Source organism: Pseudovibrio axinellae (assembly GCF_900110875.1).
Lineage (GTDB): Bacteria > Pseudomonadota > Alphaproteobacteria > Rhizobiales > Stappiaceae > Pseudovibrio > Pseudovibrio axinellae.
On record NZ_FOFM01000002.1, the window covers coordinates 584,291 to 609,062 of the forward strand.

Consider the following 24,772-nt stretch of genomic DNA (forward strand, 5'->3'; position numbering starts at 1 on the left):
AAGGTCCGAATATATTTTTACCATGGGCGCCGGAGGGCTGCCCTGCGTGGCTTTGCTCTTGTGTAAAAGAGCAAGTTTCAAGAGACGGGATGACGATGAGCGATCAAAATAAAACTCCACAAGCAGACGAGCAGGTAAGCCCTGAAGCTGTAGTAGACGAAGCAACCTTTGCAAACGAAGCTGAGCAGACAGACGCTGAACCTGCTGTGGAAGTAGATCCAATCGAAGCGCTGAGAGAAGAAAACTCTGCCCTGAAAGACCGCGCTTTGCGTACGATGGCAGAAATGGAAAACCTGCGTCGTCGTACCGAAAAAGAAGTGAAGGACGCAAAAACCTACGCAGTTGCAGGCTTCGCACGCGACATGCTTGTGGTGAATGATAATCTTGGTCGCGCGATCGAGGCACTGCCTGAAGAAGCGCGCGAGACCGATGAAAACCTTAAAGCACTTGTTGAAGGTGTTGAGATGGTTGAACGCGAAATGCTCAACCATCTGGAAAAGCATGGCGTAACCCGCCTTTCACCTGAAGGTGAAAAGTTCAACCCGCACTTCCATCAGGCAATGTATGAAGTTCCAAACACTGAAGTGCCAAACAACACAGTTGTTAAGGTTGTTCAGGCTGGCTACATCATCGGCGATCGCGTTCTGCGCCCGGCCATGGTTGGTATTGCAAAGGGCGGGCCAAAGGTTGCTGTTGTAGCCGATAAAGCTGCTGAGCCAGGCTCAACACTCGACAAAGAAGCTTAAGCAAGACAATGTCTCAACCTGCTTGAGGCACCTTGCATTTGAATTGGAAACGGAGGTCGGAAACGGCCTCCGTTTTGCGTTGCGGGTAAAACGCTTGATAGGCCCAATAGCCATTTGCGCTGAAAACGGTAAACTCTGCTATCGGTGTAAGCCGATTTTAAGCATTGCGAAACGAAGCAGGGACACAATGCTAACCGCGTAAAAGACTATCCAAATTCTGCAGAGGGAAGAGTGTAGTTCTCCTGTTGCTTTTGGCGCTCGACTGCGTAATACCTCAAAAAATTCGATAAACGATAAAGACATACGGAAAAGCCGCCAATGCACTCTGAACTCTGGCAATATCTGGACTTTATTGGCGTGGCCGTCTTTGCGACAACAGGTGGCCTTGTCGCGGCACGCCTGCGACAGGATTTCATTGCATTTCTTTTCTTTTGTTCTTTGACTGGCATTGGCGGCGGCACACTTCGAGATACACTTCTCGATGTTCCGGTTTTCTGGGTCGAAAACGAAAGCTATCTCTACGTCTGTCTCACCGTATCCATCGCAATGTGGTTCTTCGCGCACAAAGTGGAAGGCTGGGGAAGGCCATTAAGGTGGCTTGATGCTATCGGGATGGCGTCCTATTCGGTAATGGGAGCTGCAAAAGCAATCTCGCTTAATGACAGTGCGGCCGTCGCGGTCCTGATGGGTGTTGCGACAGCGACATTCGGCGGAATTCTGCGCGATATCATCGCAGGCCAACCATCTGCCCTGCTACAGCGAGAAATCTATTTGGCAGCTGCCTTTGCAGGCGCCATCACCTATACGGTTTTGCTCTTGACCACCGGCGAAAGCAACCTTGCCGTTGCTCTGGGCTTTGCGATGGCCATGGCGTTGCGCGGCGGAGCAATTGCATGGGACTGGTACCTGCCCAGCTATGTGCCGCCCAAGAACAAAGATCAGGATTAAGTCAGTCCGCGTTTGACCATAACGGCCCCTGGGTTTGGCAAGTGATTAGTTTTGCGGCCTCATCGAACAACGCAGAGAAACTCGAAATCACACGGTCGGGCTTATAGTCTTTGACGTGTTTTTCGGAATAGCCGAAATCAACAGCAATCACCGGTATACCTGCATTTTGTGCTGTGAGGATGTCGTTCTGCGTATCGCCAACCATAATTGCCCGTGCCAGATTACCGCCAGCAATTTCAATAGTTTGGGTTAGGTGCCGTGGGTCTGGCTTCTTAAACTCAAAACTATCGGCACCGGTAATGGCTGCAAATAGGTCATAAGTGCCCAACCCTTGCAGTAATTCTTCGGCTTGTTTCACAGGCTTATTGGTGCAAACGCCGAGCAGCCAGCCTTCAGCTCTCAACTTCTCTAGAGCGGCACGCACATCTGGATAAAGGGCCGTCTCATGGATGAGGTTAAGTCGGTAATCCTCCACGCAGGCAGCAAAAATCTCGTTCAACAACTCATCCGCTAATGAGGTATCGTTTACGCGGAAAGCGTGGCTGATCATTGACTTCAAACCGCCTTTACCTGTCAAATGGCTGACCTCGCAGGCGCTCACTTGGTCAATGCCGTACTTGGCCAGAGTCCGGTTCATAGCCGATACAATGTCTGAAATAGTGTCTGCAAGCGTGCGATCAAGGTCAAAAATTATCGTGGGTTGGGTAATCATGCTACTCTTTCAAAATGAAATATTTTTCCGGTAATTGGTAGGTTGCTTAATTCTTGAATGTGCTTTTTTGCAAGCCACCACCTGTTTGACACGCCGTGCTACACGCGCAAGAAGATGTGTCCTGCAACAGCAAGATCCGCCAGAGCGGTTCCTGTTGACTTAAACAGCGTAATTTGCTCGTAAAAGCGTCGCCCTGCGCGGTCTCCCTGGCACAACTCCACCAGATCGGACGCGATGTCCCGTAGGCTTAAAACACCATCTGTAAGCGGGACCCTGAGGTCGCCAGCAGCTGTCGGTGTCCTCTCATAATCATCAAGAAACAGCCGGGCCTGCGTCATCACGCCATTGTCGCACTCGCGGTGATCGGGATGTGTTGAACCCACCAAATCAAGATGCGTGCCTTCTTGAAGCCATTCGCCATTAATGAGTGGCTTCTTTGTGCTGGTTGCACAGCACACGATGTCAGCGCCTCTCACAGCACCGCCCAAGTCCGATGTGGTGGAAACGGTAAAGGGCTGGCCCTGCATCTGTTCCGCCATCTTTTGTGCAGCGGCCGGGCTTCTGTTCCATACCAAAACCTCTTTGATAGGGCGTACAGCTGCATGTGCTTCAATCAGATAGGGCGCAAGATTTCCAGCGCCGACCATGAGCAAGCGGGAGGAATCTTCTCGTGAAAGGTAGGAGGATGCCAGCGCTGACGTTGCCGCCGCACGCCAGTTAACGAGTGCTTTGCCGTCTAAGAGAGCCAGAGGCGTCCCAGTTTTGCCGGATTGAAGCAGGTACACACCCGCAACGCTTGGAGGGTGATGTTCCTCTGAGGACGGCAGAGAGCTTTCGATGCGCGTGCCGATAAACCCGCGTTCAATTGTATTTTGGCTAGCAAAATCATGCCAAGCCGAAGATACAGTCAGTTCCCCCTGATCGAAACCATGCGGGCGCGCAATATTCTGCGTGTGTGAACGTCCAGTGACGACGCCAACACGGAAGGCACGCCGCAATGTCTCAAGGAGGTCGCGAAAGTTCATCACGGCCTCAATCTCCTGAGCAGTGATGATCCGCATTCGCATCCCCCGTATCGAGAAACATTCAGGGCAGACTATTTAAAGCGCTTAGGCTGCTTTCTTATGGTCTGGAGATGGCAGCCCGGGCGCTATGTCACCTTGTGCTACCTTCCGCAGAGCATCAGCCTCGTGTTTCAGCTCGTTTGCTTCTCGTCGTTGAGAACGAGCTTCCTTGCGAAACCGCCCTTGCCGCATCCAAGTCGCAACCCCGCCAAGCAGGACGCCCAGTCCAAGCGTGCCGAACAACAACCAGAACACCGGTATGTTGAACGTCAACATGGGGTCCTCTGGATTGAAGGGGTTCAGCGAAATCAGCGTGGTATGCCGGTTCGCAACCGCAAGTACAACAAGTAGAGCTGCTATAGGTACAAGCAGCAGGTTTCGAAGAAAACGAGCCAATTTTTTACTCCAGGATCAATCTTCGCCGTGATCCATACCGTCGTTCAGCCGCTCACGCATTTCCTTACCGGTTTTGAAAAACGGTACGAACTTTTCGCCAACTTCAACTTTCTGGCCAGTTCTTGGATTGCGCCCAACGCGCGCTGGTCGGTTCTTCACAGAGAACGCGCCAAAGCCACGTAGCTCGACGCGGTCACCGCGCATCAGCGCTTCTGTAACTTCGTCAAGGATAGCGTTTACGATATTTTCTACATCGCGTTGATAGAGATGCGGATTACGCTCCGCGATAGTTTGAACCAATTCCGATTTAATCATGCTTTGCCCCCCCAAGTGCTGAGACTGTTGCCGCATCTGGAGCCTGCCAAACAGACACGAGACCGTCAAGCGGTAGGCTTGATTCTACGACACTTTTTGCTGTTTTAAGAAGTGAGTGAAGCAAGTTTTCGTTCTCACTACCCAAATAACCTAATAAATTTGCAGGGAACGGGAGTATCCGTTCTTCTGATTCTGGCTTCCAGTCTATAACTTCTAAATCACTGGAGAGCCCTTTTTCTTCAACGAGCCAAGAAAGAGCAGCCTCTTCGCCGCCAATTTTATCGACCAAGCCAAGAGTTTTAGCCTGATGCCCTGTGTAAACCTGACCGTTGGCAAGCTGAATCGCACGCTCTTTTGAAAGTCCGCGACGTTCCGCAACCAGCCCGACAAACCACATATAGGAATCGTCGATCAGGTCTTGTAGAGCTTCCTTCACTTCAGGTGTTGCTGGCTCATAGAAGTTAGGTTCGGCCTTCAATGGCGCGCTTTTGATAGCAGCCATCTCAACGCCGATTTTATCGAGCAACCCTTTCGCATTCCCGTATTGGAACAGGACGCCGATAGAGCCGGTCAAAGAGGTGTATTGTGCAACCAAGTGGTCACTGGCGATTGCTGAAAGATAAGCCGCAGAGGCTCCCAAAGTGGTGATAGAAGCCGTCACAGGCTTTTTCTCAGCAATTTTGCGCAGTGCGTTGTAAAGCGCTTCACCACCGGATGTTGTTCCGCCTGGAGAATTAACGGAAACAATGACGCCTTCAACGGAATCGTCATCGGCAATAGCTTCAAGCATTTTCAACTGGCGGCGATTATAGGTGATTGGACCGCTGATTTCGATGCGAGCGATGTGGTTTTCAGAGCGGCCAAGCTCCCCAAAACCCGTCGCCTCTGCGCCGCCCCACAAGAGCAGTGCTGCTAGCGCTATAAAACTAATAACACGCCAAAACGAAACTTTGCGTCTCAGGCGTCTGCGATCAATAAGAACGTCACTGTCTAGACTCATGGGGTCTTCCCGGTCAAACTCATTTAAGCGACTATAGGGAAACAATACCTAAGCTTTTGAATAAGCCAAGTGTTCTTTCACTGCAGGCGGTAAAAACACGTCCATAATTTAAGCTTTGTCACTGCCAAACAGTTAATTTTGGGAAGAGTGGTCGCTTAATTCTCCGACATCCTTGGTTGTAACCCTAATAGACTAAATTACCAGAGAAAATGGTGATATGGCATTATTTTCCGCTTTCTGCGGCGCCCATCAGGTTTTCTTCGTGTGAAATCGCGCTTTCCATCAAATGTCGCCACATTGTCTCATAGGTTTGGGCGTTGAGGCCATTCTCACGTGCATGGTTCTTCACGTTACTGGCGACTTCCTCAACCCGGCTTTCAATACGAGCTTCTAGGCCAATTGGTTTTTTGATCTCAGCGGCACGCGTGATGTAAGTCCACCGTTCTGCGAAAAGGGAGATGAGCTCGTTGTCCAGCCGATCAATTTCTGCTCGGACCTGAGCCATGTTTTGACATTCACTAGCAGAGTTTTTCATTATCTATTTGCTGCCTATTGGATTGAAGGAACCGGCTTGATAATGCCGACCTAGATAGGTCTTACCCGAATTAAATGGCATGTCGCAACAAGCATATGATTGTCGCATAAAAAATCCGTTCCGTTCATCAGGAGGTGGGGGGAGCTGAGAACGGAACGGGATCTGTTCGGCCATGGGGCCAGTTGGACTTTTCGTCTTTTTTGGGCCACTGTTTAATCGGTTGCTCTGAACACCGACATATTCAGTGATCTTAATTTTTGACGCGAGAACTAGGGGCATAGCTCATCGCGTGCTGTTGGAAACCCAAAGCCGATTGCTGCAAGGACGGCATAAAACGGGCTTCCATATACCCTGCGGTTTCGGGCGGACCGCTAGGGTATTACGAGGTCTTAAAAAATGCTGGACCTTCTTATGAGTAACGGGTTCAGTCAGTTTCCAAGACACACAACACAAAAGAGTTTGAGAACATTAGAAGCTCTCTTGCTCTATCTGTAAGGTAATATATAGATGTTACTTGAAGATAAATAGAAATCACAAATAGAAAATCTATAATACCGACTCAATCTTGGGTGGTGTATAGCAAGTTAAAAGTTGATATTAAAATCGTGGTGCAATTTACTATTGATTATATTTTATGTTTATTTTGATTAATGTGAATTTATGTTCAGATTAATTAAAATGAAGGCAGTATGAATGGAAAAATTTGAGGTGATTGCTTTCTCGCCGCCGCAAAATGCGCGAGTCAGGCGTTAAAAAAGGGGCGTTGCCGCCCCTCATGCTTTTTGGGTCTTAAGGCTTGCGAGCTTAATTGCAAGTAAGCCTTGGTCTGCAATTTGCAAAGCAGACTTCGATAGAATTGACCAACCTAAATTGAGCGCGTGATGCCGCCATCGATGCGAATATTTTGCCCTGTCATATAGCTGGAAGTGTCGCCAGCAAGGAAAGCAATCAGGCCGGCAACTTCCTGGGAGGTTCCGTAGCGCCCCATTGGAATGCGATTCAACCGATCCTCTTTCTCAGGCAAGCTGTCGATAAACCCGGGAAGGACGTTGTTCATACGGATCTGAGAGGCAGCGTACTTGTCGGCAAACAGTTTCGTAAAAGCGGCCAGCCCAGCTCTGAACACGCCTGACGTAGGAAATAGCGCTTCAGGCTCAAACAGGGCGTAGGTCGAAATGTTGACAAAGCTGCCTTTCCCTTGCTTTTCCATAATTGGCGTAACAAGGCGGACGATGCGTATGACATTCATCAGATAATAATCCATGCCCGTCGTCCAGTCTTCGTCCGTCAGCTCAAGGATAGGGCCTTTGGGGCCATGGCCAGCGCTGCTAATAACCGCATCAATTCGGCCCCACTTCGCCATCGCTGCATCAACAAGGCGCTTTAGGCCTTCTGTTTCAAGGTTTGAGCCAGTCACACCCAGTCCGCCCAGCTCTTCAGCGAGCTTTTCGCCTTTGCCTGAGGAGGAAAGAATAGCAACCTTATACCCGTCTTCAGCGAGCTTGCGTGCTGCTGCTGCACCCATTCCACTACCGCCTGCAACAATAAGGGCAACTTTCAATTCACTCATAAAACTCTCCTGAATCAACTCAAACCTATGGGCCCTAGGTGAATGTGGGCGAATTCAATAATCAAGTGATTATTTCTCCTCCCGCTTAAGTGAGTGGATACGCAACGGCAGTGCCGTCTTTTTGAGCGTTTGAACGCCGCAGTGTTATCGGCGTCGGCCTATCATGCCAACGTTTCTTAGGAGCATGGAGAGTGGTGGCAGTTGGCTGGGTGATGCGTGAGGAGAAGGGACAAACATGAACCTGCATTACAAAAAAAAAGCCCGGTCAGATGACCGGGCTTTCTGAAAAGATCTAAAAGAAGATCTTATTCGTCGTCGGACTGCTTCTTCATAGCTGCAGCGAGGATGTCGCCGAGTGAAGAGGAAGCGTCGGAAGAACCGTACTGTGCAACCGCTTCTTTTTCTTCAGCGATTTCCAGTGCCTTGATGGATACACCAACACGGCGGGTCTTCTTATCGAACTGTGTGATACGAGCTTCGATAGTGTCACCAACGTTGAAGCGTGTAGGATCTTGCTCACCGCGTTCACGGGACAAGTCAGCGCGACGGATGAATGCAGAGAGGTCACCATCAACGATTTTCACGTCGAGGCCAGCTTCTTTGATCTCAGTCACTTCACACTTAACGATCGCACCCTTACGAACATCGCCAGCAGCTTCAAATGGATCTGCATCCAACTGCTTGATGCCCAGAGAGATACGCTCTTTGTCAACGTCTACATCAAGAACAACAGCCTTAACGACGTCGCCCTTCTTGTATTCTTCGATGACCTGCTCGCCTGGACGGTTCCAGTCCAGATCGGACAGGTGAACCATGCCGTCAACATCGCCTTCAAGACCGATGAACAGACCGAATTCGGTTTTGTTCTTAACTTCACCTTCAACGGTTTCGTTAATTGGGTACTGCTGTGCGAATGCTTCCCATGGGTTCTGCAGAGTCTGCTTGAGGCCCAGGGAGATACGGCGCTTAGAAGCGTCCACTTCCAGGATAACCACTTCAACTTCCTGAGAAGTAGAAACGATCTTACCTGGGTGTACGTTCTTTTTGGTCCAGGACATTTCGGAAACGTGAATCAGGCCTTCGATGCCTGGCTCAAGTTCAACGAATGCACCGTAGTCAGTGATGTTGGTTACACGACCGGAGAACTTGGAATCCAGTGGGTATTTAGCTTCAATGCCATCCCACGGATCGGTTTCCAGCTGCTTCATGCCGAGGCTGATGCGGTGTGTTTCCTGGTTCACGCGAACGATCTGAACCTTAACGGTTTCACCGATTGTCAGCACTTCACTTGGGTGGTTGATGCGGCGCCATGCAATGTCAGTAACATGCAGCAGGCCGTCAATGCCACCAAGGTCAACGAATGCACCGTAGTCAGTGATGTTCTTAACAACACCCTCAACGGTCTGACCTTCTTCCAGGCTCTGAACGAGTTCAGAACGCTGTTCAGCGCGTGTTTCTTCCAGAACGGTACGACGGGAAACAACGATGTTACCACGGCGCTTGTCCATTTTCAGGATCTGGAAAGGCTGTGGAGTGTGCATCAAAGGAGTAACGTCGCGTACTGGACGGATGTCAACCTGGGAGCGTGGCAGGAAGGCTACAGCGCCATCCAGATCAACGGTGAAGCCACCTTTAACCTGGTTGAAGATCTGACCTGTAACTTTTTCACCAGCTTCGAAAGCAACTTCAAGGCGAACCCAGCTTTCTTCACGGCGTGCTTTGTCACGAGACAGAACAGCTTCACCAACAGCGTTTTCAACACGCTCAAGGTAAACTTCTACTTCGTCGCCAACAGCCATTTCGGCGTCACGACCTTTAACGCCGAATTCCTTCAAAGGAACGCGACCTTCAACCTTAAGACCTACGTCGATTACAGCGAGGTCTTTTTCGATAGCAACAACGGTGCCTTTTACAACGGTGCCTTCGTAAAGGTCGGAAGTCGCAAAAGATTCTTCCAACAGAGCTGCGAAATCTTCAGCAGCAAAGTTCTGATTTTCCATGAAATCTCCTGGTGCCATAAGAATGGCGTTCGCCGGCGGGTTTGTGTTAACACTAAAGGACAAGCACTCCCGGTTCCCAACTCGCGTTGAAAAACAACCACTTACAAGTAAGTGGGCCGGCGAAAGCGGTCACACTTGTCCAAATTTGGTATCGTTACAGTTGCTTAAAGCAACAAACGCGAACTTCAGAAACAGCTACAAACCAGCTGAATTCCGGGCGCGTTCGATGATATCCACAGCCGCACGAAATGCGGAGTCTATATCCATTTCTGTCGTATCAAGCAAGTGCGCATTTTCAGCGGGTTTTAATGGAGAGTCCTTTCGGGTGCTGTCGCGCTCGTCCCGACGCTCCAAATCCACTAGGATTTCGTCAAACTTTGCAGGGATGCCCTTGCCATTCAATTCGTCTGTGCGACGTGTCGCACGAGCCGCTGGAGAGGCTGTGATGAACAGTTTTGCTGTCGCATCAGGGCACACAACGGTGCCGATGTCTCGTCCATCCAGAACCGCACCTGGCTTTTGGTCAGCAAACGCACGTTGAATGTGCACCAGTTCCTCACGCAGTCCCGGCAAAACAGCAATGCGAGAGGCGACCTCACCAATTTCGTGTGTCGAAAGCTGATTACGATCCAGGTTGCTCAGGTCAAGGTTACGCGCAACAGAAATTGCAACCTCTTCATCACCCAGTGGCAAGCCGCGCGCAAGCAGCGCAGCAGCAACAGCACGGTAGGTCAGTCCCGTATCGAGATGACGAAGTCCAAAGTGCGCAGCAAGCTGCCTGGCAAGAGTTCCCTTACCTGATGCCGCTGGCCCATCCAGAGCAATAATCATGCAGTTTCCTCATTCTTATTTTCAAGCTTGCCACCGAGTTCACTAAACATGGAAAGGAACGTCGGGAAGCTTGTCGCGATCGGCGCTGCATCATCAACTTCAACCGGCTCATTAGCAGCGAGCCCTAAAATAAGAAAACTCATTGCAATCCGGTGATCCAGATGCGTTGTAACGCGGCCACCGCCAATATTGTTTGCCCCACCAGTAACAGTCAAACTGTCCTGTTTTTCAATGCACGGGATGCCGTTTGCTTCCAAACCACGTGCAACAGCAGCCAACCGGTCTGACTCCTTCACGCGTAGTTCTTCAAGGCCCAGCATAACTGTATCGCCTTGAGCAAAAGCAGCAGCAACAGACAGGATCGGGTATTCATCAATCATGGAAGGAGCACGTTCAGCTGGAACAGTGATGCCTTTCAGTTTTGAATATTTAGCACGAATATCGCCGATCTTTTCTCCGCCACTTTCCCGTTCATTCGAGATAGTAATATCAGCGCCCATTTCAAGCAGACTAGTAATAAGTCCAGTACGATGCTCATTCAGAAGAACACCTTCAACGGTGACGTCTGAGCCTGGGGTGATCAAAGCAGCTACAATCGGGAAGGCGGCTGAGGATGGGTCACCTGGTACAGTGATGTCCTGCGGCTGCAACTTCGGCTGACCTTGCAATGTGATGACGCGTTCGCCGCTCTCATTGACTTCAACTGTCAGGTCCGCGCCGAAACCAACCAACATTTTTTCGGTATGGTCGCGTGTCGCGACGGGCTCAATAACTGTTGTCGTGCCAGCTGTATTCAAACCCGCAAGCAATACTGCGGACTTTACCTGCGCAGATGCCATTGGCACACGATAGGTGATTGGAATTGGCGTATCACTGCCACGGATAGAGGCTGGCAGACGATCACCATTGCGTGCGACCACCTGAACACCCATTTCCCGCAGAGGGTTGAGCACGCGGCCCATTGGACGGCCCGACAAAGATGCGTCGCCAGTCATGGTGACGGCAATAGGGTGGCTCGCAAAGATACCCATCGCCAGACGCGCGCCCGTACCGGCATTTCCAAAATCGATAGGAGCTTCTGGCTCCAGCAGACTGCCCAGTCCGACGCCATCGACCGTCCACGTATCATCTTCCTGTCGCACACACTTGGCGCCAACGGCATTCATCGCGTTTGCAGTACCGATCACATCCTCTGATTCGAGAAGGCCTGTGATGGAGGTTTTACCAAGCGCGAGTGCTCCAAACATGAGGGAACGATGCGAAATAGACTTGTCACCTGGAACTTTGATACGGCCGTTGAGCGGAGAGCCGCTGTGTGCTGTCACAATTTGCGGTGACGAATTATGGGACATGTTCATTTCCGGGGTTGCGAGACTGAAAAAACTAGTTCCTCCTAGCACGGAAGAAAAAGACAGTCACCCTAGGGCGCATTGAACTATTGCGAAATTTTGGCAGTGAATGTACGACTTCGGGTAGATTTCTAAGATTTATCTTTGACATGACGGCCAACCTGAGGCTAAGGGGGCCGTCAACGAGATACAAACAAAGGTGAGAACCGTGGCAAGACCGGAACTCGGAACCAAGCGCTTGTGCGCGGCGTGTGGTGCTAAATACTACGACCTGAACCGTAACCCAATCACCTGCCCTAAGTGCGGTGATATGTTAGATCTGGGTATGGCGGCAAAAACTGCTAAGGCTGTAAAAGCTGTTCAGAAAGAAGAAGCTAAGGAAGCATTGGTCAAAGACGATGCGGAAATGGTGTCTTTGGAAGAAGCTGACAAAGAAGCTAGCGGTGAAGACATCCCTGACCTGGACGACGACGGTATCAGTGATGATATCGGCGGTGATGACTCCGATGTTTTCCTCGATGAAGAGGACGACGAAGAGACTTCAGTTCCGGGTATCGTCGTGAGCCACAACGACAGCGAAGGCTAAAGTTTCCACAGCTTGTGAAACAGCGAGCTGTGAAGAGAGTATTCTCTTGAAATATGGAGGCGGTCCATCTATGTTCCGCCTCCATTAGCACTGAAACTTCATCGAAGTATCCGTGTTTAAAGAAGAAAATATGGGGCCTTAGCTCAGCTGGGAGAGCGCTTCGCTGGCAGCGAAGAGGTCAGGAGTTCGATCCTCCTAGGCTCCACCAAATACACTCTGCAAAGAATGTTTTGGATTTCTTGATGTTACGCAGCAGGACGACCCAAGTCCGTTTGAACGCTGCATGGTATGGGGCCTTAGCTCAGCTGGGAGAGCGCTTCGCTGGCAGCGAAGAGGTCAGGAGTTCGATCCTCCTAGGCTCCACCAAAATCATTCTACTAAGAATGTCTTTCTCCACTTTCCAAATCCTCATATTAGCCGATCAAGACGTCTTTTTATCGTAAGACGTTCGCTTCCTAGCATCGCCATTTGCAGTTTTCAGGCGCCCCTCGGTTTTAAAAACGGCTCTCCAAGGGCAGGTCTTCTAAGCAATTATTAATGACTGATCGGGGAGTATGATGGCTATGCACTTACTCCTGAAAATCACTAGCTTCTTTCAGGGAAACTGAGGAATAGCATGGCTTTGCCCACCGTGATTCATTGGTTCCGCCAGGACCTCCGTTTGAGTGATAACCCAGCTCTGACAGCAGCCTGCGAAGCTGGCCAAGTCATCGCGCTCTATATCCTCACTGATGGCGAAGAAAACGCCCGCGAACTTGGTGGGGCATCAAAAAACTGGCTGCACCAATCACTTGAAAGTCTCAATGAAAGCTTGAAGGGACATCTGTTGATAATGCGTGGGGATGCGCGCCAGATTATCAAACAGCTTGTTGCGGAGTACTCAATTACTGGCGTTTTCTGGAACCGCTGCTACGAGCCGTGGCGGGTCGAGCATGATGCGCAGCTCAAAACAGAGCTGGAAGAGCAGGGGGTACCTGTCAGTTGCTTTAATGCTTCTCTTTTATGGGAGCCACGTCAGGTAAGAAAACCAGACGGAGGCCCCTACAAAGTCTTCACCCCTTTCTATCGCAAGGGCTGCTTGCAGGCCGCTGAACCAAGGCGACCACTTCCTGTTCCAGAGCAGATGAAACTGCATTCGCCGGACGAAAAAAACGCTTTTTCTTTGGATGACCTGAACCTGTTGGATCGGCGGCCCTGGTCATCCCGCGTAAGTTCAAAATGGGAGCACGGAGAGCAGGCAGCTCAGAACCGACTCTACGCTTTTCTTGATCATGGGCTTTCCAACTACAAGGAAGGGCGCAACTTTCCGGCGCTGTCGCATACCTCGCGGTTATCACCACACCTCCATTGGGGTGAGATTTCTCCCAATCAAATCTGGTGGGCACTGGGTATGCTTGAAGAAACTCGTGATATCGATCATTTCCGCAGTGAGTTGGGCTGGCGAGAGTTCTCGTATTCGCTGCTCATGAACAACCCAACACTGCCGAAGGTCAATCTGAATACCAAATTCGATAGGTTCCCATGGGTGTCCAACAGGGAGCAACTGCGCGCCTGGCAACGGGGGCAGACAGGTATCCCGATCGTAGACGCTGGCATGCGTGAGCTTTGGCAAACCGGATACATGCACAATCGCCTACGGATGATTACGGGCTCCTTCCTCGTGAAGAATTTATTGTTAGATTGGCGTTTGGGCGAGCAATGGTTCTGGGACTGCCTTGTGGATGCTGATTTGGCGAATAACAGTGCAAGCTGGCAGTGGATTGCTGGATGTGGTGCAGACGCTGCGCCTTATTTCCGTATCTTTAACCCGGTGTTGCAAGGTGAAAAGTTTGATACCCGTGGTGAGTACACCCGTCGGTACTTGCCGGAACTTAACGCCATGCCAGACAATTATCTCTTTAAACCGTGGGAAGCTCCTCAGGAGGTTTTGCAGCGTGCTGGAGTTTTGCTGGGCGAAGACTACCCGCATCCAATCGTCGACCTGAAGAAATCCAGAGACGAAGCGATGCGAGCATTCCAGTCAACAAAGACATCCTAAACTTCGGCCCCTGATGGATGAGCATGTTCTGCAGCGCAAATAAAATGCGTAATGACTAGTTTGCCTTAACCGGAGACTTTAGAGCCCGGAAATATCGACGAACACTATGTATTCGCAAATCAGTCCATGATCGAACTTTAGCCGAGTTGAAAAAGGGACTTCATGCGTGGTTCCATTCTTGCGGGTGTAATGCACGCGCCCTTCGCAAAACACAGTGTCACCGCAAGTCCATATGCCAGAGATCGTGTGATGCATGGCAGTAATTGTGGTGAAGAAACCGGCATTTGCGTCTTCAAACACCCCGCGGCCCGTGAGCATATCGAAATTGCCCAGCCGAAAGATGACATTCTCACTTACAAAACTTGTGACTTTAGGGGCGTCCATTGCATCAACTGCGCGGTAAAGGTTTGTGACCAGCGTTTCGTAGACAGTGGCGCTTGTGGCTTCTTTAGTGAGTTGCATGTGATTTTTCCTTGTCTGGTACAGGTGGGGTGTGGGGTGAGGTCATACGCGGCGCGTGGCGTTGCCGGGGCTCTGCTGCGTGAGCGCTTGTTAGAGTGCTTTGATGCGAGAAAGTTTGATTTGGCCATTCGATATGGCGAGCCCTAGAAAAAGAATGATGAGCGCGGCAAACAGCGCAAGGCCAATTGGTTCCCCAAAAGCGACAGCTCCCATGCCGATGCCTGAAAGCGTGGCAAAGTAACCAACCTGCGCGAATGTCACGCCGTCTGTGCGGCGCTGAACCTCAAAGGTGAGAACATATGAGATGGCGGTAATCAAACCGACGCCAAGGACTGGGGTTAATTCATAGGGGGTAGGTGACACGAAGTTAGCCTGCATACCGCTCGCCACCACAAAGGGGAGGCATAATATGAGCTGGGACAACAAGGTCCCCGCAGCAATCATAATGGGTTCGCCACTTTGAGGGTAGGAGCGACTGCGAAAGACATTCCCCATTGCCAATAGCAGTGGTCCGAGGATCGCCAAGACAATCCAGATCGGTTGTGAATCCATTTTGCCGATCCCCCCAAGGGTCGCAAAGCTTATCCCGACCAAACCGATGATGATGCCCCAAAGGCGATATATGGGCAGCATCTTGCGCTCTACGCTTGCCGTAATAACAAAGGTAAACAACGGTGAAAGAGTTATCAGGACGGAGTACAAACCCGTAGAGATATGTTCAAGGACCGTGTAGGCGACTAGAGCGGGCAAGCTGATCCCTAACAGACCGGAACCGATATAGTAGATCAGATGGTGGCGCGTAACTTGCAGGCGCTGGCCACTTAAAAAGCCAAGGACAAACAGTAGGAGGGTAGCCACCAGTAGCTGCCAGAAGAGCGCAGTCAACGGCCCGATATTTGCCTGGATTGCGACCTTTGACAGGGTGTAGCTCACACCTACAAAAACGCCAATAGCAACGATAAGCAAGGTTGGCGGTGCAGAACGAAGAAATACACTCATCAGACCGTACCTCCCTGCCTGGAATACCCGACAAGACTGTGCGCTGGACCAATGGGTATGATGCCAGTGGGATTTATATGAGTGTGACTGCGGAAGTAGTGCTCGCGGATCTGCGGCATGTCGATGGTTGATGTTACATCAGGCAGAGCGCTGATTTCATCGAAGTACCGCGTGAGTGCAGGGTAATCTGATATTCGTTTGTAATCGGCTTTGAAGTGGGTCACATAAACAGCATCAAAACGCACCAGTGTCGGGTAAAATTTCAGGTCAACCTCGGTGATTTGCTCTCCCGCGAGAAAGCGTCGCGAGGTGAGGACCTGTTCGACTTGTTCCAATGCATCAAAGAGCGCGAAGACTGCCTCGCAATAGGCCTGTTGTGAGCTGGCAAACCCCGCACGGTATACGCCTTCGCGGATAGGTGCCTGGATCATATCCGTGATGCGGTCAATTTCCTGAACAAGCTCATCGGGGTAAAGCTCAGGCCCCATGGCACCGAGCCCGTTAAAGGATGAGTTGAACATCCTCATCATCTCTGCAGATTCGGTGGACACAATCTGTCCGCGGTCTCGGTCAATAAGAAGCGGGACAGTGATAGGGCCGGTATAGTCAGGCGCGAAATATTGGTAAACTTGATAAAGAAAATCTACCTGCGGTGCGCCAGCGACCTCCCCAGCAACATTCTTTTTGAGCACCCAGCCATCCTGTGAGGAGAGGGGATCCATCCATGTAATGCTGATGGTTTCTTGGAGCCCCTTCAAAGAAATAACAAGCTCAACGCCATGGCACCACGGGCAAGCTTTTGAGAGGTACAGGTGATACCGCCCCTTTGCTGCGGGAAACATGGCGTCAGGACTCTTAGAAATCTCGTGGCGATAGCTGCTTGGCATCCGCCGAAACGTTCCATCTGCTTCAACAGGTCTTTCGTGAAGAGCGCCGCCTATTAGTATTTTGGGCATATAAACCATCCGTTATTTTCCTCTGAAGAAGAAATAGATGGTTTCCAATTGAGTGATAATCATCCAATATGAAAACAGTAAGGTGAGTACGAGTAACCCAAGAGAGGCGTTTTGACTGAAATTAGTGCGATACCGATCTTTGTTGCGGTCGCTGAAACTGGTGGCTTTGCAGCAGCTGCGCGCCAGCTTGGCATCACCAAAGGGGCAGTGAGCAAGCGCGTCTCTGGTTTAGAGGCCCGGTTAGGGACGCAGCTCTTTCATCGATCAACGCGCAGTGTCTCTCTTACTGAAGCTGGTGAGATTTATCTGGCATATGCTGTACAGGCGCTGGGCTATGCAAGGGAAGGCGAGGATGCTGTTGCCACTTTGCAAGGCCAGCCGACAGGGCAGTTGAGAGTTAGCGCTCCCATGTCTTTTGGGCGAATACATGTGGCACCTTTGGTGACAGACTTCTTGGAACAATTTCCAAAGATCAACTTGGACCTGACCATGGATGATCGCATGGTTGATTTGATCGAAGCAGGCTTTGATGTTGCCATCAGAGCCGGGTCCATGCCTGACTCAGCCTTGATCGCACGACGATTAGCGACAGTTCGAAGTGTGGTGGTGGCAGCGCCATCTTATCTGGCCAAGAATGGTGCGCCCACAGATCCTGCTCAACTGGTAGATTATAACTGCCTTCATTATGCCTATTCACGTGATCCTATGGAATGGCTGTTCCTTAGCGACGGTGATCAAATGCGTGTTCGTACCAAAGGGAGTTTAAGGGTCAATAACAGTGAAGCCTTGTGCGTTGCTCTGGTCGATGGCTTAGGCATAGGCCGCTTGCCGACATTTGTTGCAGGTTCTCACATCAAGGCAGGGCGCTTACATCAGGTCTTGCCAGGTTTCTCGATGCCAGAACAAGCTCTCTTTGCTGTGTTTCCAGAGCGTCGGCATATGCCTGCAAAAACACGTGTTTTTCTCGACTTCCTTGTAAAACGTATTGGCAGCGAGCAACCCTACTGGGATATTGAAGCAGGCCTTAGCAGCTAGAATAAGCTTGGTTTACAGCAACAAGCTTCCGGTCGAACATGGTATCGAGGCCCGCTAAGGCCGGCAGATTGGGCTCTATTGGGAGCGCAGTCGAAGAAAGGATGAAAAACACCGCTGTATCCCCATTCCCCGCAACGACAATTGGATTGCGGCGTGAGTGTTGAAAGTTCAGCCCTTTTTGCTGGGATATCGCTCTGGTGAGCCTGTGAAAAACAGCCGTTCCCGCGAGATTTGATTGCGTATCATTAAGTTAACTTGAAACCTAGGCCGCTAACCGCCATATTCCAAAAGAAAGACCGAAGGCGAGATGCCTTCATACTGGATGCCTAATGAGGGTCTGGAACTGGGTCGCTTTAAGAAGGACTTGGCCAATGACGCGAGTTTCTGCGTTTTCGAGCCCATTTATGTTGGGTTTCGATGATATTGAACGTGTATTGGATAGGGTAAGCAAAGCCGCAAATGACGGCTATCCTCCCTACAATATAGAACGGCTGCCTGCCTCCGAGGAGAAAGGTGAAGTTATCCGAATTACCCTTGCTGTTGCTGGCTTTACACGAGATCAACTGGATGTATCCGTAGAGGAGAGTCAGCTGGTTATCCGTGGACGCCAACAAGAAGAAAAAACTCGTCAGTACCTTCACAGGGGCATAGCTGCCCGTCAGTTTCAGCGTGCATTCGTGCTGGCTGAAGGTATTGAGATTTTGGGGGCAGACCTGCGCGATGGTCTGTTGTCTATTGATCTTGCTCGTCCTGAGCCAGAGCGTATCGTTCGCCGGATTGAGATCTCAGCAGGGGATTGAGGGCCAGGTTTAATCCTTCCTCAGCGTTGATCCAAATATTAATAACTTCCAAGGAGAAGGCGATGACTAACGCCCCTTCTGTGCTGGCCGACGACCCGTACGAAAATTTTGAAGAGCTTGGAGCAGGCGAACTCGCTTATGTGAGGCGCGTTTCTCCCAAAGACTTGAAAAACATGTTTCCTGATGCAGAGCTGCAGGGCGCAGACTTGCCCGCATGGGCGCTGCTGGCCGCTGATGGCACGCCTTTGGTCCTCACAGACACTAGGAATGCAGCAATTGCAAACGCAATTGAAAACGACCTGGAAGCTCTCAGCGTTCATTAGGTGAAGCTTCTGCTTTTCTTGCTGTGGAAGCTCTTCCGGCAGGCATGCATTAGTAAAAGACATAAAAAAGCCTGGATGGGACACTGTCTCATCCAGGCTTTCTATTTTTTATAGGGAGCTACCTCACGCAGCGTTTGGAGACGCCTGTGGGTGTGTCAGGATCGAGTAAAGCGCAGTGGCATCTGTCGTTGCCCGCAGTTTACTCGCGATTTCATTATTTCTTAGAAGACGTGCAACCCGTGCCAGAGCTTTCAGGTGGTCTGCACCCGCTCCTTCCGGTGCAAGTAAAACAAAGATCAGATCAACAGGCTGGTCATCCAAGCTGTCGAACTCGATTGGTTTGTCCAGACGTGCAAACAGGCCGTGTAACCCGTCCAGGTTCACGATTTTTCCATGCGGGATCGCAATGCCGTTTCCGACACCTGTAGAGCCGAGACGTTCGCGTTGCAGCAGCGTATCAAAGATATCGCGCTCAGTTTCACCGCAAATCTCAGAGGCTCGTTCGGCAAGTTCCTGCAGCGCTTGCTTTTTGCTGTTTGCCTTGAGGTTGGCAATAACAGCCTCAGGACGAAGAAGTTCGTTCAGATCCATTCCTTGATCCGTGTTCATACAAAACACAAAGCCGGTGTAAACCGGCTTTGTATAGGGTCACAGTGACCATGATTGTTAGTTAGGAGCAGCCCCGTTAGCTAGATTAGGATCAATCCAGCCAACGTTTCCATCATCACGACGGAATACGACATTTACCTCACCATTACCAGCGTTGCGGAACACTACAACGGGAGCTTCACTTAAATCTAGCTCCATAACGGCCATACCAACAGTCAGTGTTTTCACTTTCGCTTCAGTTTCTGCAACCACAAGTGGGTTGTAGTCAGCAGGAACTTCTTCTTCCTGTTCTGGGTCGGCAAGGACGTAAGACGTCGCGCCAAATGTTTCCCATTCCACAGGAACACCGTTGGTGTGGTGATCATTTAATTTTCGGTTGTAGCGCCTGAGGCGCTTTTCAATACGTTCGGCTGCTTTGTCGAAACTCTGTCGCGGATCCTGACTATCACCTGAGACCTGTAGCACTACTCCCGTGCTGAGGTGGACTGTGCAGTCGGATCGGAAGCCTGAGCCTTCGCGAGCGATTGTCACATGACCCGTATATGCTCCTGGGAAATATTTATCCAGTGCATCGGAAATCCGGTCTTCAACGTGAGTCCTGGTTGCATCACCAATGTCCACGTTCCTCCCCGAAATTCTAATTGTCATGGGAACCTCTTTTGTTGTGTCGACTTAAACGCTGACAGGTTCTTCAGCCAAAGAGCAAAGAACCCTTCAACACATGTAGTTTGGACCAGCTGAGTTTAAAGTGCCACTGTTTTCGAGTCCTAAGAAAAACTATGAGAACGGAAAAACATCCTAAGAAGGTTATTAACTGAAGATGACTCGATTACCTCTCATTCAAACCATGAGAAATATCAGTGGCTTACGCGAGGAGCTTCTTTTCTCTGCGACGTTGCACCGAGCTTGGAATCTTTAATGCTTCTCGGTACTTAGCTACAGTTCGTCGCGCTATATCCACACCATCATCTTTTAGAATTTTCACAAGAGCGTCGTCTGAGAGAATCTTCTTGGGGTCTTCAGCATCAATTAACTGCTTAATTTGGTAGCGTACTGATTCCGCTGAGTGCGATTCACCACCTTCTGAAGAAGCGATAGCAGCAGAGAAAAAGTACTTCAGCTCGAAAATTCCGCGAGGTGTTGCAATATATTTGTTGGAGGTGACGCGGCTGACGGTGGATTCATGCATGCCAATCGCATCAGCAACAACACGAAGATTCATCGGACGTAAGTACTGAACGCCATAGGTCAGAAAACCATCTTGCTGGCGCACAATTTCTGACGAGACTTTCAAGATCGTGCGGGCGCGTTGATCAAGGCTCTTCACCAGCCAGTTGGCGGTTTGCAAACTGTCGGTAAAATATGCCAATTCCTTGTCGTTTTTGGGCCCCTGAGAGATCTCGGAATAATAGCTCTGGTTCACAAGAACCTTAGGCAGGTTTTCTGTATTTAGCTCAACAGTCCAGCCACCGTCGGATGCAGCGAGCACAAAGGCATCAGGAACAATTGCCTGAGTAATCTCGGTATTGAAGGCTGCACCCGGCTTTGGGTTAAGCTCTTTGATCTCAAGGATCATGTCCTTAAGGTCTTCATCATCTACTTTACAGAGGCGCTTGAGCTTTACCAGGTCATGGTGTGCCAGCAATTCAATGTTCTCAACCAACGCCTGCATGGCTGGGTCGTATCGGTTTTTCTCAATCAACTGCAACTTCAGGCACTCAATGAGGTCGCGTGCAAAAACACCAACAGGATCAAGCCCCTGAATGCGGCTGATCACGCGATCCAGATCGCTCTCAGTCACCCCAAGTCGATGGGAGATCTCTTCACTATCAATGCGCAGATAACCGTTTTCATCAATACAATCGATGAGTTGGCGTGCAACAAGTAAATCCGCAGGGTCTGATACAACAAAGCCCAGCTGCTCTTGAAGATGTTCGCTTAATGATACTTCTGCAGCGACGAATGCTTCCAGATTATAGTCAGAGCCGCCAGAGGACATGTTGTGACTTGGCGCTTGCCAGTTCTCCGCCTTTTGCTGAACGGGATCAATGGGCTGGTTTTCGCCGTTATCATCAGAAAAGACGTTTGAGAGCTCAGAATCCAGTTTGCTCGAAATCGCCTCAGGAGTTGCCTGCAGCTCATTACTAAGCCAATCCCCTTCCTGAGCGTCCGTGGGTGCGTTCTCATGCTCTGTAGAGCCATCAGAGCGGGAAGGTTCAGCCGCCGGTCCTGCACCATCTGGGCTGTCATCTTGTTCCAGAAAGGGATTGCTTTCCAACTCATTGTTAATGTGTGCAATCAGGTCCACATTCGACAGCTGCAACAGCTTGATCGCCTGCATCAGCTGCGGCGTCATGACAAGCTGTTGGCTTTGTCTGAATTCTAATCTGGGACCGATTGCCATAGAGTTGTTCTATCCTCCGAGTGCTGCAAGCTAGCCTGCAACACTCTTCTACGCAATTCGGCATAGGTTGGAAATCAAAGAGTGAACTGTTCCCCGAGATACAAGCGCCTTACGTCGGGGTCTGCGACAATCTGATGAGGTTTGCCTTCAGTCAAAACTTCGCCAGCAGCGATAATATACGCCCGATCAATCAGTCCGAGCGTTTCACGCACATTGTGGTCGGTAATTAAAACGCCAATGCCACGTTGTGTCAGGTGGCGGACGAGCTGTTGAATATCGCCCACTGCAATTGGGTCAATTCCGGCAAATGGCTCATCAAGAAGCATGAAGGATGGGCGTGAAGCCAAGGCGCGCGCAATTTCAACGCGTCGCCGTTCGCCGCCACTGAGCGCGATACTTGGCGATTTGCGAAGATGCGTCACGCCAAACTCACTCAAAAGAGAATCCAGATCTTCTTGGCGTCGCTTTTTGTTCGGTTCCACCACTTCCAGCACAGCGCGAATGTTATCTTCAACTGAAAGACCGCGAAAAATGGAGGCTTCCTGCGGAAGGTAGCCAACGCCAAGGCGCGCGCGCCGATACATGGGCAGCTGCGTCATGTCGAAGTTATCGAGGCGAATGGCGCCATGATCCGGGCGAACAAGCCCGGTAATCATGTAGAAACAGGTGGTTTTACCGGCACCGTTTGGCCCCAGTAAGCCAACAGCTTCCCCGCGTTTCACGTTGAGGCTGACATGCTTTACGACCTGACGGCGACCGTAACTTTTGCCGATGCCGTCAACTTCCAGCACGGCTTCGGAAGGATCAGCATAGGTGATGCCGTCTGGCTGATGCGTCGGGATCTGAGGATCAATTGGGTGTGCGCTCAAGGGCGTGGGCCTATTTTGTTCTAGTTCTTTTTATCGACGCTATTTGGCTGCAAAAGAATCTTTACGCGGCCTGTATTCGGGCCACCTTCGTTTGCATCCAGATCTGCTTTACCTGTTTCCAGATTGATCACAAGGCGTTTGCCTACAACAACGTTTGGCCCCTGACTGAGCACCACCTGCTTGCCAGTCATCACAACCAGCTGTTTGTCCATGTCAAAACTGGCATCATCCCCGGTTGCGACTTGATCCTTGGAGGAAATCAACACATTCCCCTTTGCTTCAAGGCGCGAGATGGACTGCTGTACGGCTTGGCCGTCTGCATCACCATTTGCCATGGAACCGGAGTAAAACACGATTAATCGCTGAGTTTCCAGTTTGGTATCACCTTGGATAACAACAACATTACCGCTGAAAATAGCGCTTTTGTCATTGTCACGGACCTGAAGGTTCGCGGCCTCAATCTCGATAGGCTCTTTGTTGTTGGAACCAAATCCAGCAAATGAATCGGAGAACGTTTGTGCGTGGGCCATTCCAGCCAGCCCAAATGCCACAATCCAAGATAGAGAGAATATCTTCATCCGGTTAATCATTGACCGTTCTCCAGCGCCCAGGGCAGAAGCTTCATTTTAACGCCCCGACGAAAATTCAAAACATTGTTTTTTTGATCAAATTCCATAGATCCAGCATCGATATAACCACCATCGGACATGACATCAACTGTATCGTTGGTCTGGATCGTCCCCGTTTTCATATCGATATCAAGGTACTCAAACTCTGCAGAGTAGCCTTTACTGTATGTAAGCTGGATCCCGTTGCTGAGTTCCAGCGTCTCCATCTCGGTATCAAACGTTCCGTTTTGAGAAATGATACTAACAGTTTCTCCCGGAGCAACTGTGATTTCAGCCACAATCTTCTCCAGATCGATCACCTGAGGATTGGTAATACGCTGAATAGCGCGATCAGCCTGCACGTTGTAGGAGCGATCTCCATCATTTCCTGAAAGGTGGGGATTAGACATCACTAGGCCTTCGGTGGTCAGGCTAATGTCCCCAATACTTAAGCCAGAAAGAACATTCTGGAAAATAACCATGCCCACCACCGCTAGCGCAATGAGGGTGCCACCAGCGGGCAAGGCATAACGGAGAAGACGAACCAAAAGCGAGTGCCGGCGCGCTGATTTCCGAGCTTTCTCAAGCCGTGTCTGCGCTTCCGATGCAAACTCCTTAGGCATGTTCTCCATTGTTGTCATTCGTAGTCCTGAACCATTCTGGATGCGACACACATGGGGTCGCGTTCCGGTTGCCAATTTTCTGGTCTGCGTCAGTCTGAGCTACCAGTATTGTACAGGCACATACCACTTCATTTGATACGCAAATTTCGGGTTTGAACCCAAAGGGAAGTGGTATGCACACACTAGCTGCCTAAGTGGGGTTGCTTCAACAAATTACAAATGTTGAGCACCAATAAACCGCAAATACTGGTAGAAAACCCGATCTCACACTTAAGAATGCGCGAAAATATCGGTGTCTGGCCATCCAGCAAGGTCGAGTTCCGCACGTGTAGGCAGAAAATCGAAGCACTTATTCGCTATTTCAGTGCGCTGTTCACGCTCTAGCATAAACTCTAGACGCTCTTTGAGTTTATGAAGGTGCAGAACATCGGAAGCGGCATAAGCAAGTTGCGCATCAGAAAGTTTTTCTGCTGCCCAGTCAGAACTCTGTTGCTGCTTTGAAAGGTCGACGCCAATCAGTTCGCGGCAAATATCTTTCAATCCGTGACGATCTGTATAGGTGCGCACAAGCTTGGATGCAATTTTGGTGCACCAGACCGGAGAAACGGAAATATCCAGATACTCCTTCAATACGGCAACATCAAAGCGAGCAAAGTGAAAAATCTTCGGCTTGCTTGCATCTTCAAGCAAGGCCTGCAGGTTTGGCGCAGCCAACTGTCCGCGTTCAATCTGGACCACATCGGCAGAGCCGTCTCCAGATGAAAGTTGTACAACGCACAACCGATCCCGGTGTGGATTCAGACCCAGTGTCTCGCTGTCGACGGCAACGGCCTCGGCATTCGCGTAGTTGGAAAGGTCTGGAAGGTCATATTTATGGTATCTGATTGTCATTGTGGCTCTCGAAGAATAAGCGCTGCTTGTATATGAGACGTGTTTTGTCTCTTCTACGTGAAGCGGTCAAGTTACTCTATGATTTTAAGGGAGAGCTGTGTGA

27 protein-coding genes and 2 tRNA genes are annotated in these 24,772 nt (G+C 50.3%); 9 read left to right on the top strand and 20 right to left on the bottom strand.

What is annotated here, in order from left to right; all coding sequences use genetic code 11:
* Nucleotides 1-95: 95 nt before the first annotated feature.
* On the top strand, nucleotides 96-746 hold the full coding sequence (gene grpE, locus BMZ51_RS07620) for a nucleotide exchange factor GrpE (protein WP_208979344.1): 651 nt from the start codon (nucleotides 96-98) through the stop codon (nucleotides 744-746).
* Between the two features lie 318 nt (nucleotides 747-1,064).
* Entirely contained in the window at nucleotides 1,065-1,694 is a 630-nt protein-coding gene (locus tag BMZ51_RS07625; RefSeq protein WP_068005644.1) for a trimeric intracellular cation channel family protein, read from the top strand.
* 1 nt (nucleotide 1,695) lies between these two features.
* Here BMZ51_RS07625 and BMZ51_RS07630 read toward each other — a convergent pair whose 3' ends face one another.
* From BMZ51_RS07630 to aroA, 10 genes are all read right to left on the bottom strand, one after another.
* A complete protein-coding gene (locus tag BMZ51_RS07630; protein WP_068005639.1) occupies nucleotides 1,696-2,406 on the bottom strand; it encodes an HAD-IA family hydrolase in 711 nt (236 codons plus the stop codon).
* A 98-nt stretch (nucleotides 2,407-2,504) separates the two neighbouring features.
* Nucleotides 2,505-3,467, bottom strand: a complete 963-nt coding sequence (gene lhpI / locus BMZ51_RS07635; RefSeq protein ID WP_068005637.1) for a bifunctional Delta(1)-pyrroline-2-carboxylate/Delta(1)-piperideine-2-carboxylate reductase — start codon at nucleotides 3,465-3,467, stop codon at nucleotides 2,505-2,507.
* Between the two features lie 48 nt (nucleotides 3,468-3,515).
* Entirely contained in the window at nucleotides 3,516-3,866 is a 351-nt protein-coding gene (locus tag BMZ51_RS07640) for a lipopolysaccharide assembly protein LapA domain-containing protein (protein ID WP_208979345.1), read from the bottom strand.
* A gap of 15 nt (nucleotides 3,867-3,881) precedes the next feature.
* Nucleotides 3,882-4,181 (bottom strand): integration host factor subunit beta, encoded by a 300-nt coding sequence (locus BMZ51_RS07645; RefSeq protein ID WP_068005635.1) that lies wholly within the window; start codon nucleotides 4,179-4,181, stop codon nucleotides 3,882-3,884.
* Nucleotides 4,174-5,181 carry a signal peptide peptidase SppA gene (sppA, locus tag BMZ51_RS07650; protein WP_068005634.1) on the bottom strand — a complete coding sequence of 336 codons (1,008 nt, stop codon included), beginning with the start codon at nucleotides 5,179-5,181 and terminating at the stop codon, nucleotides 4,174-4,176. Before sppA ends, BMZ51_RS07645 begins: the two co-directional genes overlap by 8 nt.
* A gap of 223 nt (nucleotides 5,182-5,404) precedes the next feature.
* Nucleotides 5,405-5,716 (bottom strand): chorismate mutase, encoded by a 312-nt coding sequence (locus BMZ51_RS07655; protein WP_068005632.1) that lies wholly within the window; start codon nucleotides 5,714-5,716, stop codon nucleotides 5,405-5,407.
* Nucleotides 5,717-6,581: 865 nt separating this feature from the next.
* The gene (locus BMZ51_RS07660; RefSeq protein ID WP_068005627.1) at nucleotides 6,582-7,286 is read right to left on the bottom strand and encodes an SDR family oxidoreductase; all 705 of its coding nucleotides are present in this window, start codon (nucleotides 7,284-7,286) and stop codon (nucleotides 6,582-6,584) included.
* A 305-nt stretch (nucleotides 7,287-7,591) separates the two neighbouring features.
* Nucleotides 7,592-9,286 (bottom strand): 30S ribosomal protein S1, encoded by a 1,695-nt coding sequence (gene rpsA / locus BMZ51_RS07665; protein WP_068005685.1) that lies wholly within the window; start codon nucleotides 9,284-9,286, stop codon nucleotides 7,592-7,594.
* Between the two features lie 195 nt (nucleotides 9,287-9,481).
* On the bottom strand, nucleotides 9,482-10,117 hold the full coding sequence (cmk, locus tag BMZ51_RS07670) for a (d)CMP kinase (protein ID WP_068005625.1): 636 nt from the start codon (nucleotides 10,115-10,117) through the stop codon (nucleotides 9,482-9,484).
* Nucleotides 10,114-11,469 (bottom strand): 3-phosphoshikimate 1-carboxyvinyltransferase, encoded by a 1,356-nt coding sequence (gene aroA / locus BMZ51_RS07675; RefSeq protein WP_068005683.1) that lies wholly within the window; start codon nucleotides 11,467-11,469, stop codon nucleotides 10,114-10,116. Before aroA ends, cmk begins: the two co-directional genes overlap by 4 nt.
* 205 nt (nucleotides 11,470-11,674) lie before the next feature.
* Between aroA and BMZ51_RS07680 the strand changes: the two genes are divergently transcribed.
* The 4 genes from BMZ51_RS07680 (at nucleotide 11,675) to BMZ51_RS07695 (ending at nucleotide 14,090) form a co-directional block, all read left to right on the top strand.
* Entirely contained in the window at nucleotides 11,675-12,052 is a 378-nt protein-coding gene (locus BMZ51_RS07680) for a TIGR02300 family protein (protein WP_068005623.1), read from the top strand.
* A gap of 132 nt (nucleotides 12,053-12,184) precedes the next feature.
* Nucleotides 12,185-12,260 (top strand) — tRNA-Ala (locus tag BMZ51_RS07685).
* Nucleotides 12,261-12,342: 82 nt separating this feature from the next.
* Nucleotides 12,343-12,418 (top strand) — tRNA-Ala (locus BMZ51_RS07690).
* A gap of 250 nt (nucleotides 12,419-12,668) precedes the next feature.
* Nucleotides 12,669-14,090 (top strand): cryptochrome/photolyase family protein, encoded by a 1,422-nt coding sequence (locus BMZ51_RS07695; protein ID WP_068005621.1) that lies wholly within the window; start codon nucleotides 12,669-12,671, stop codon nucleotides 14,088-14,090.
* 78 nt (nucleotides 14,091-14,168) lie between these two features.
* On the opposite strand, the gene BMZ51_RS07700 is transcribed toward BMZ51_RS07695, so the two are convergent.
* The 3 genes from BMZ51_RS07700 to BMZ51_RS07710 form a co-directional block, all read right to left on the bottom strand.
* Complete coding sequence (locus BMZ51_RS07700) at nucleotides 14,169-14,552, bottom strand: nuclear transport factor 2 family protein (protein ID WP_068005620.1); 384 nt, start codon at nucleotides 14,550-14,552, stop codon at nucleotides 14,169-14,171.
* Nucleotides 14,553-14,642: 90 nt separating this feature from the next.
* Complete coding sequence (locus BMZ51_RS07705; RefSeq protein ID WP_068005618.1) at nucleotides 14,643-15,551, bottom strand: DMT family transporter; 909 nt, start codon at nucleotides 15,549-15,551, stop codon at nucleotides 14,643-14,645.
* Nucleotides 15,551-16,507 (bottom strand): glutathione S-transferase family protein, encoded by a 957-nt coding sequence (locus BMZ51_RS07710; RefSeq protein WP_074881949.1) that lies wholly within the window; start codon nucleotides 16,505-16,507, stop codon nucleotides 15,551-15,553. The genes BMZ51_RS07705 and BMZ51_RS07710 overlap by 1 nt, the downstream gene beginning before the upstream one ends.
* A 111-nt stretch (nucleotides 16,508-16,618) precedes the next feature.
* Here BMZ51_RS07710 and BMZ51_RS07715 point away from each other — a divergent pair, with 111 nt between their 5' ends.
* The 3 genes from BMZ51_RS07715 (at nucleotide 16,619) to BMZ51_RS07725 (ending at nucleotide 18,665) form a co-directional block, all read left to right on the top strand.
* On the top strand, nucleotides 16,619-17,542 hold the full coding sequence (locus tag BMZ51_RS07715; RefSeq protein ID WP_068005614.1) for a LysR family transcriptional regulator: 924 nt from the start codon (nucleotides 16,619-16,621) through the stop codon (nucleotides 17,540-17,542).
* Nucleotides 17,543-17,913: 371 nt separating this feature from the next.
* The gene (locus BMZ51_RS07720; RefSeq protein WP_068005612.1) at nucleotides 17,914-18,342 is read left to right on the top strand and encodes an Hsp20 family protein; all 429 of its coding nucleotides are present in this window, start codon (nucleotides 17,914-17,916) and stop codon (nucleotides 18,340-18,342) included.
* Between the two features lie 62 nt (nucleotides 18,343-18,404).
* A complete protein-coding gene (locus BMZ51_RS07725) occupies nucleotides 18,405-18,665 on the top strand; it encodes a BQ00720 family protein (protein WP_068005610.1) in 261 nt (86 codons plus the stop codon).
* 123 nt (nucleotides 18,666-18,788) lie between these two features.
* Here BMZ51_RS07725 and ptsN read toward each other — a convergent pair whose 3' ends face one another.
* The 7 genes from ptsN to BMZ51_RS07760 all read right to left on the bottom strand — a co-directional run bounded on the left by ptsN (nucleotide 18,789) and on the right by BMZ51_RS07760 (nucleotide 24,669).
* On the bottom strand, nucleotides 18,789-19,256 hold the full coding sequence (ptsN, locus tag BMZ51_RS07730; protein ID WP_068005608.1) for a PTS IIA-like nitrogen regulatory protein PtsN: 468 nt from the start codon (nucleotides 19,254-19,256) through the stop codon (nucleotides 18,789-18,791).
* A 75-nt stretch (nucleotides 19,257-19,331) separates the two neighbouring features.
* The gene (gene hpf, locus BMZ51_RS07735; protein WP_074881902.1) at nucleotides 19,332-19,922 is read right to left on the bottom strand and encodes a ribosome hibernation-promoting factor, HPF/YfiA family; all 591 of its coding nucleotides are present in this window, start codon (nucleotides 19,920-19,922) and stop codon (nucleotides 19,332-19,334) included.
* 217 nt (nucleotides 19,923-20,139) lie between these two features.
* Nucleotides 20,140-21,678 (bottom strand): RNA polymerase factor sigma-54, encoded by a 1,539-nt coding sequence (rpoN, locus tag BMZ51_RS07740; RefSeq protein WP_068005603.1) that lies wholly within the window; start codon nucleotides 21,676-21,678, stop codon nucleotides 20,140-20,142.
* A 74-nt stretch (nucleotides 21,679-21,752) separates the two neighbouring features.
* Nucleotides 21,753-22,496: an LPS export ABC transporter ATP-binding protein gene (gene lptB, locus BMZ51_RS07745; protein WP_244271376.1), complete on the bottom strand. Its 744-nt coding sequence runs from the start codon at nucleotides 22,494-22,496 to the stop codon at nucleotides 21,753-21,755.
* A 71-nt stretch (nucleotides 22,497-22,567) separates the two neighbouring features.
* The gene (locus BMZ51_RS07750; protein WP_068005600.1) at nucleotides 22,568-23,137 is read right to left on the bottom strand and encodes an LptA/OstA family protein; all 570 of its coding nucleotides are present in this window, start codon (nucleotides 23,135-23,137) and stop codon (nucleotides 22,568-22,570) included.
* Nucleotides 23,134-23,796 carry an LPS export ABC transporter periplasmic protein LptC gene (lptC, locus tag BMZ51_RS07755; protein ID WP_208979346.1) on the bottom strand — a complete coding sequence of 221 codons (663 nt, stop codon included), beginning with the start codon at nucleotides 23,794-23,796 and terminating at the stop codon, nucleotides 23,134-23,136. The genes BMZ51_RS07750 and lptC overlap by 4 nt, the downstream gene beginning before the upstream one ends.
* 252 nt (nucleotides 23,797-24,048) lie before the next feature.
* Nucleotides 24,049-24,669, bottom strand: coding sequence for a ribonuclease D (locus tag BMZ51_RS07760; protein ID WP_068005598.1), 621 nt, complete (start codon nucleotides 24,667-24,669; stop codon nucleotides 24,049-24,051).
* Nucleotides 24,670-24,772: the final 103 nt, after the last annotated feature.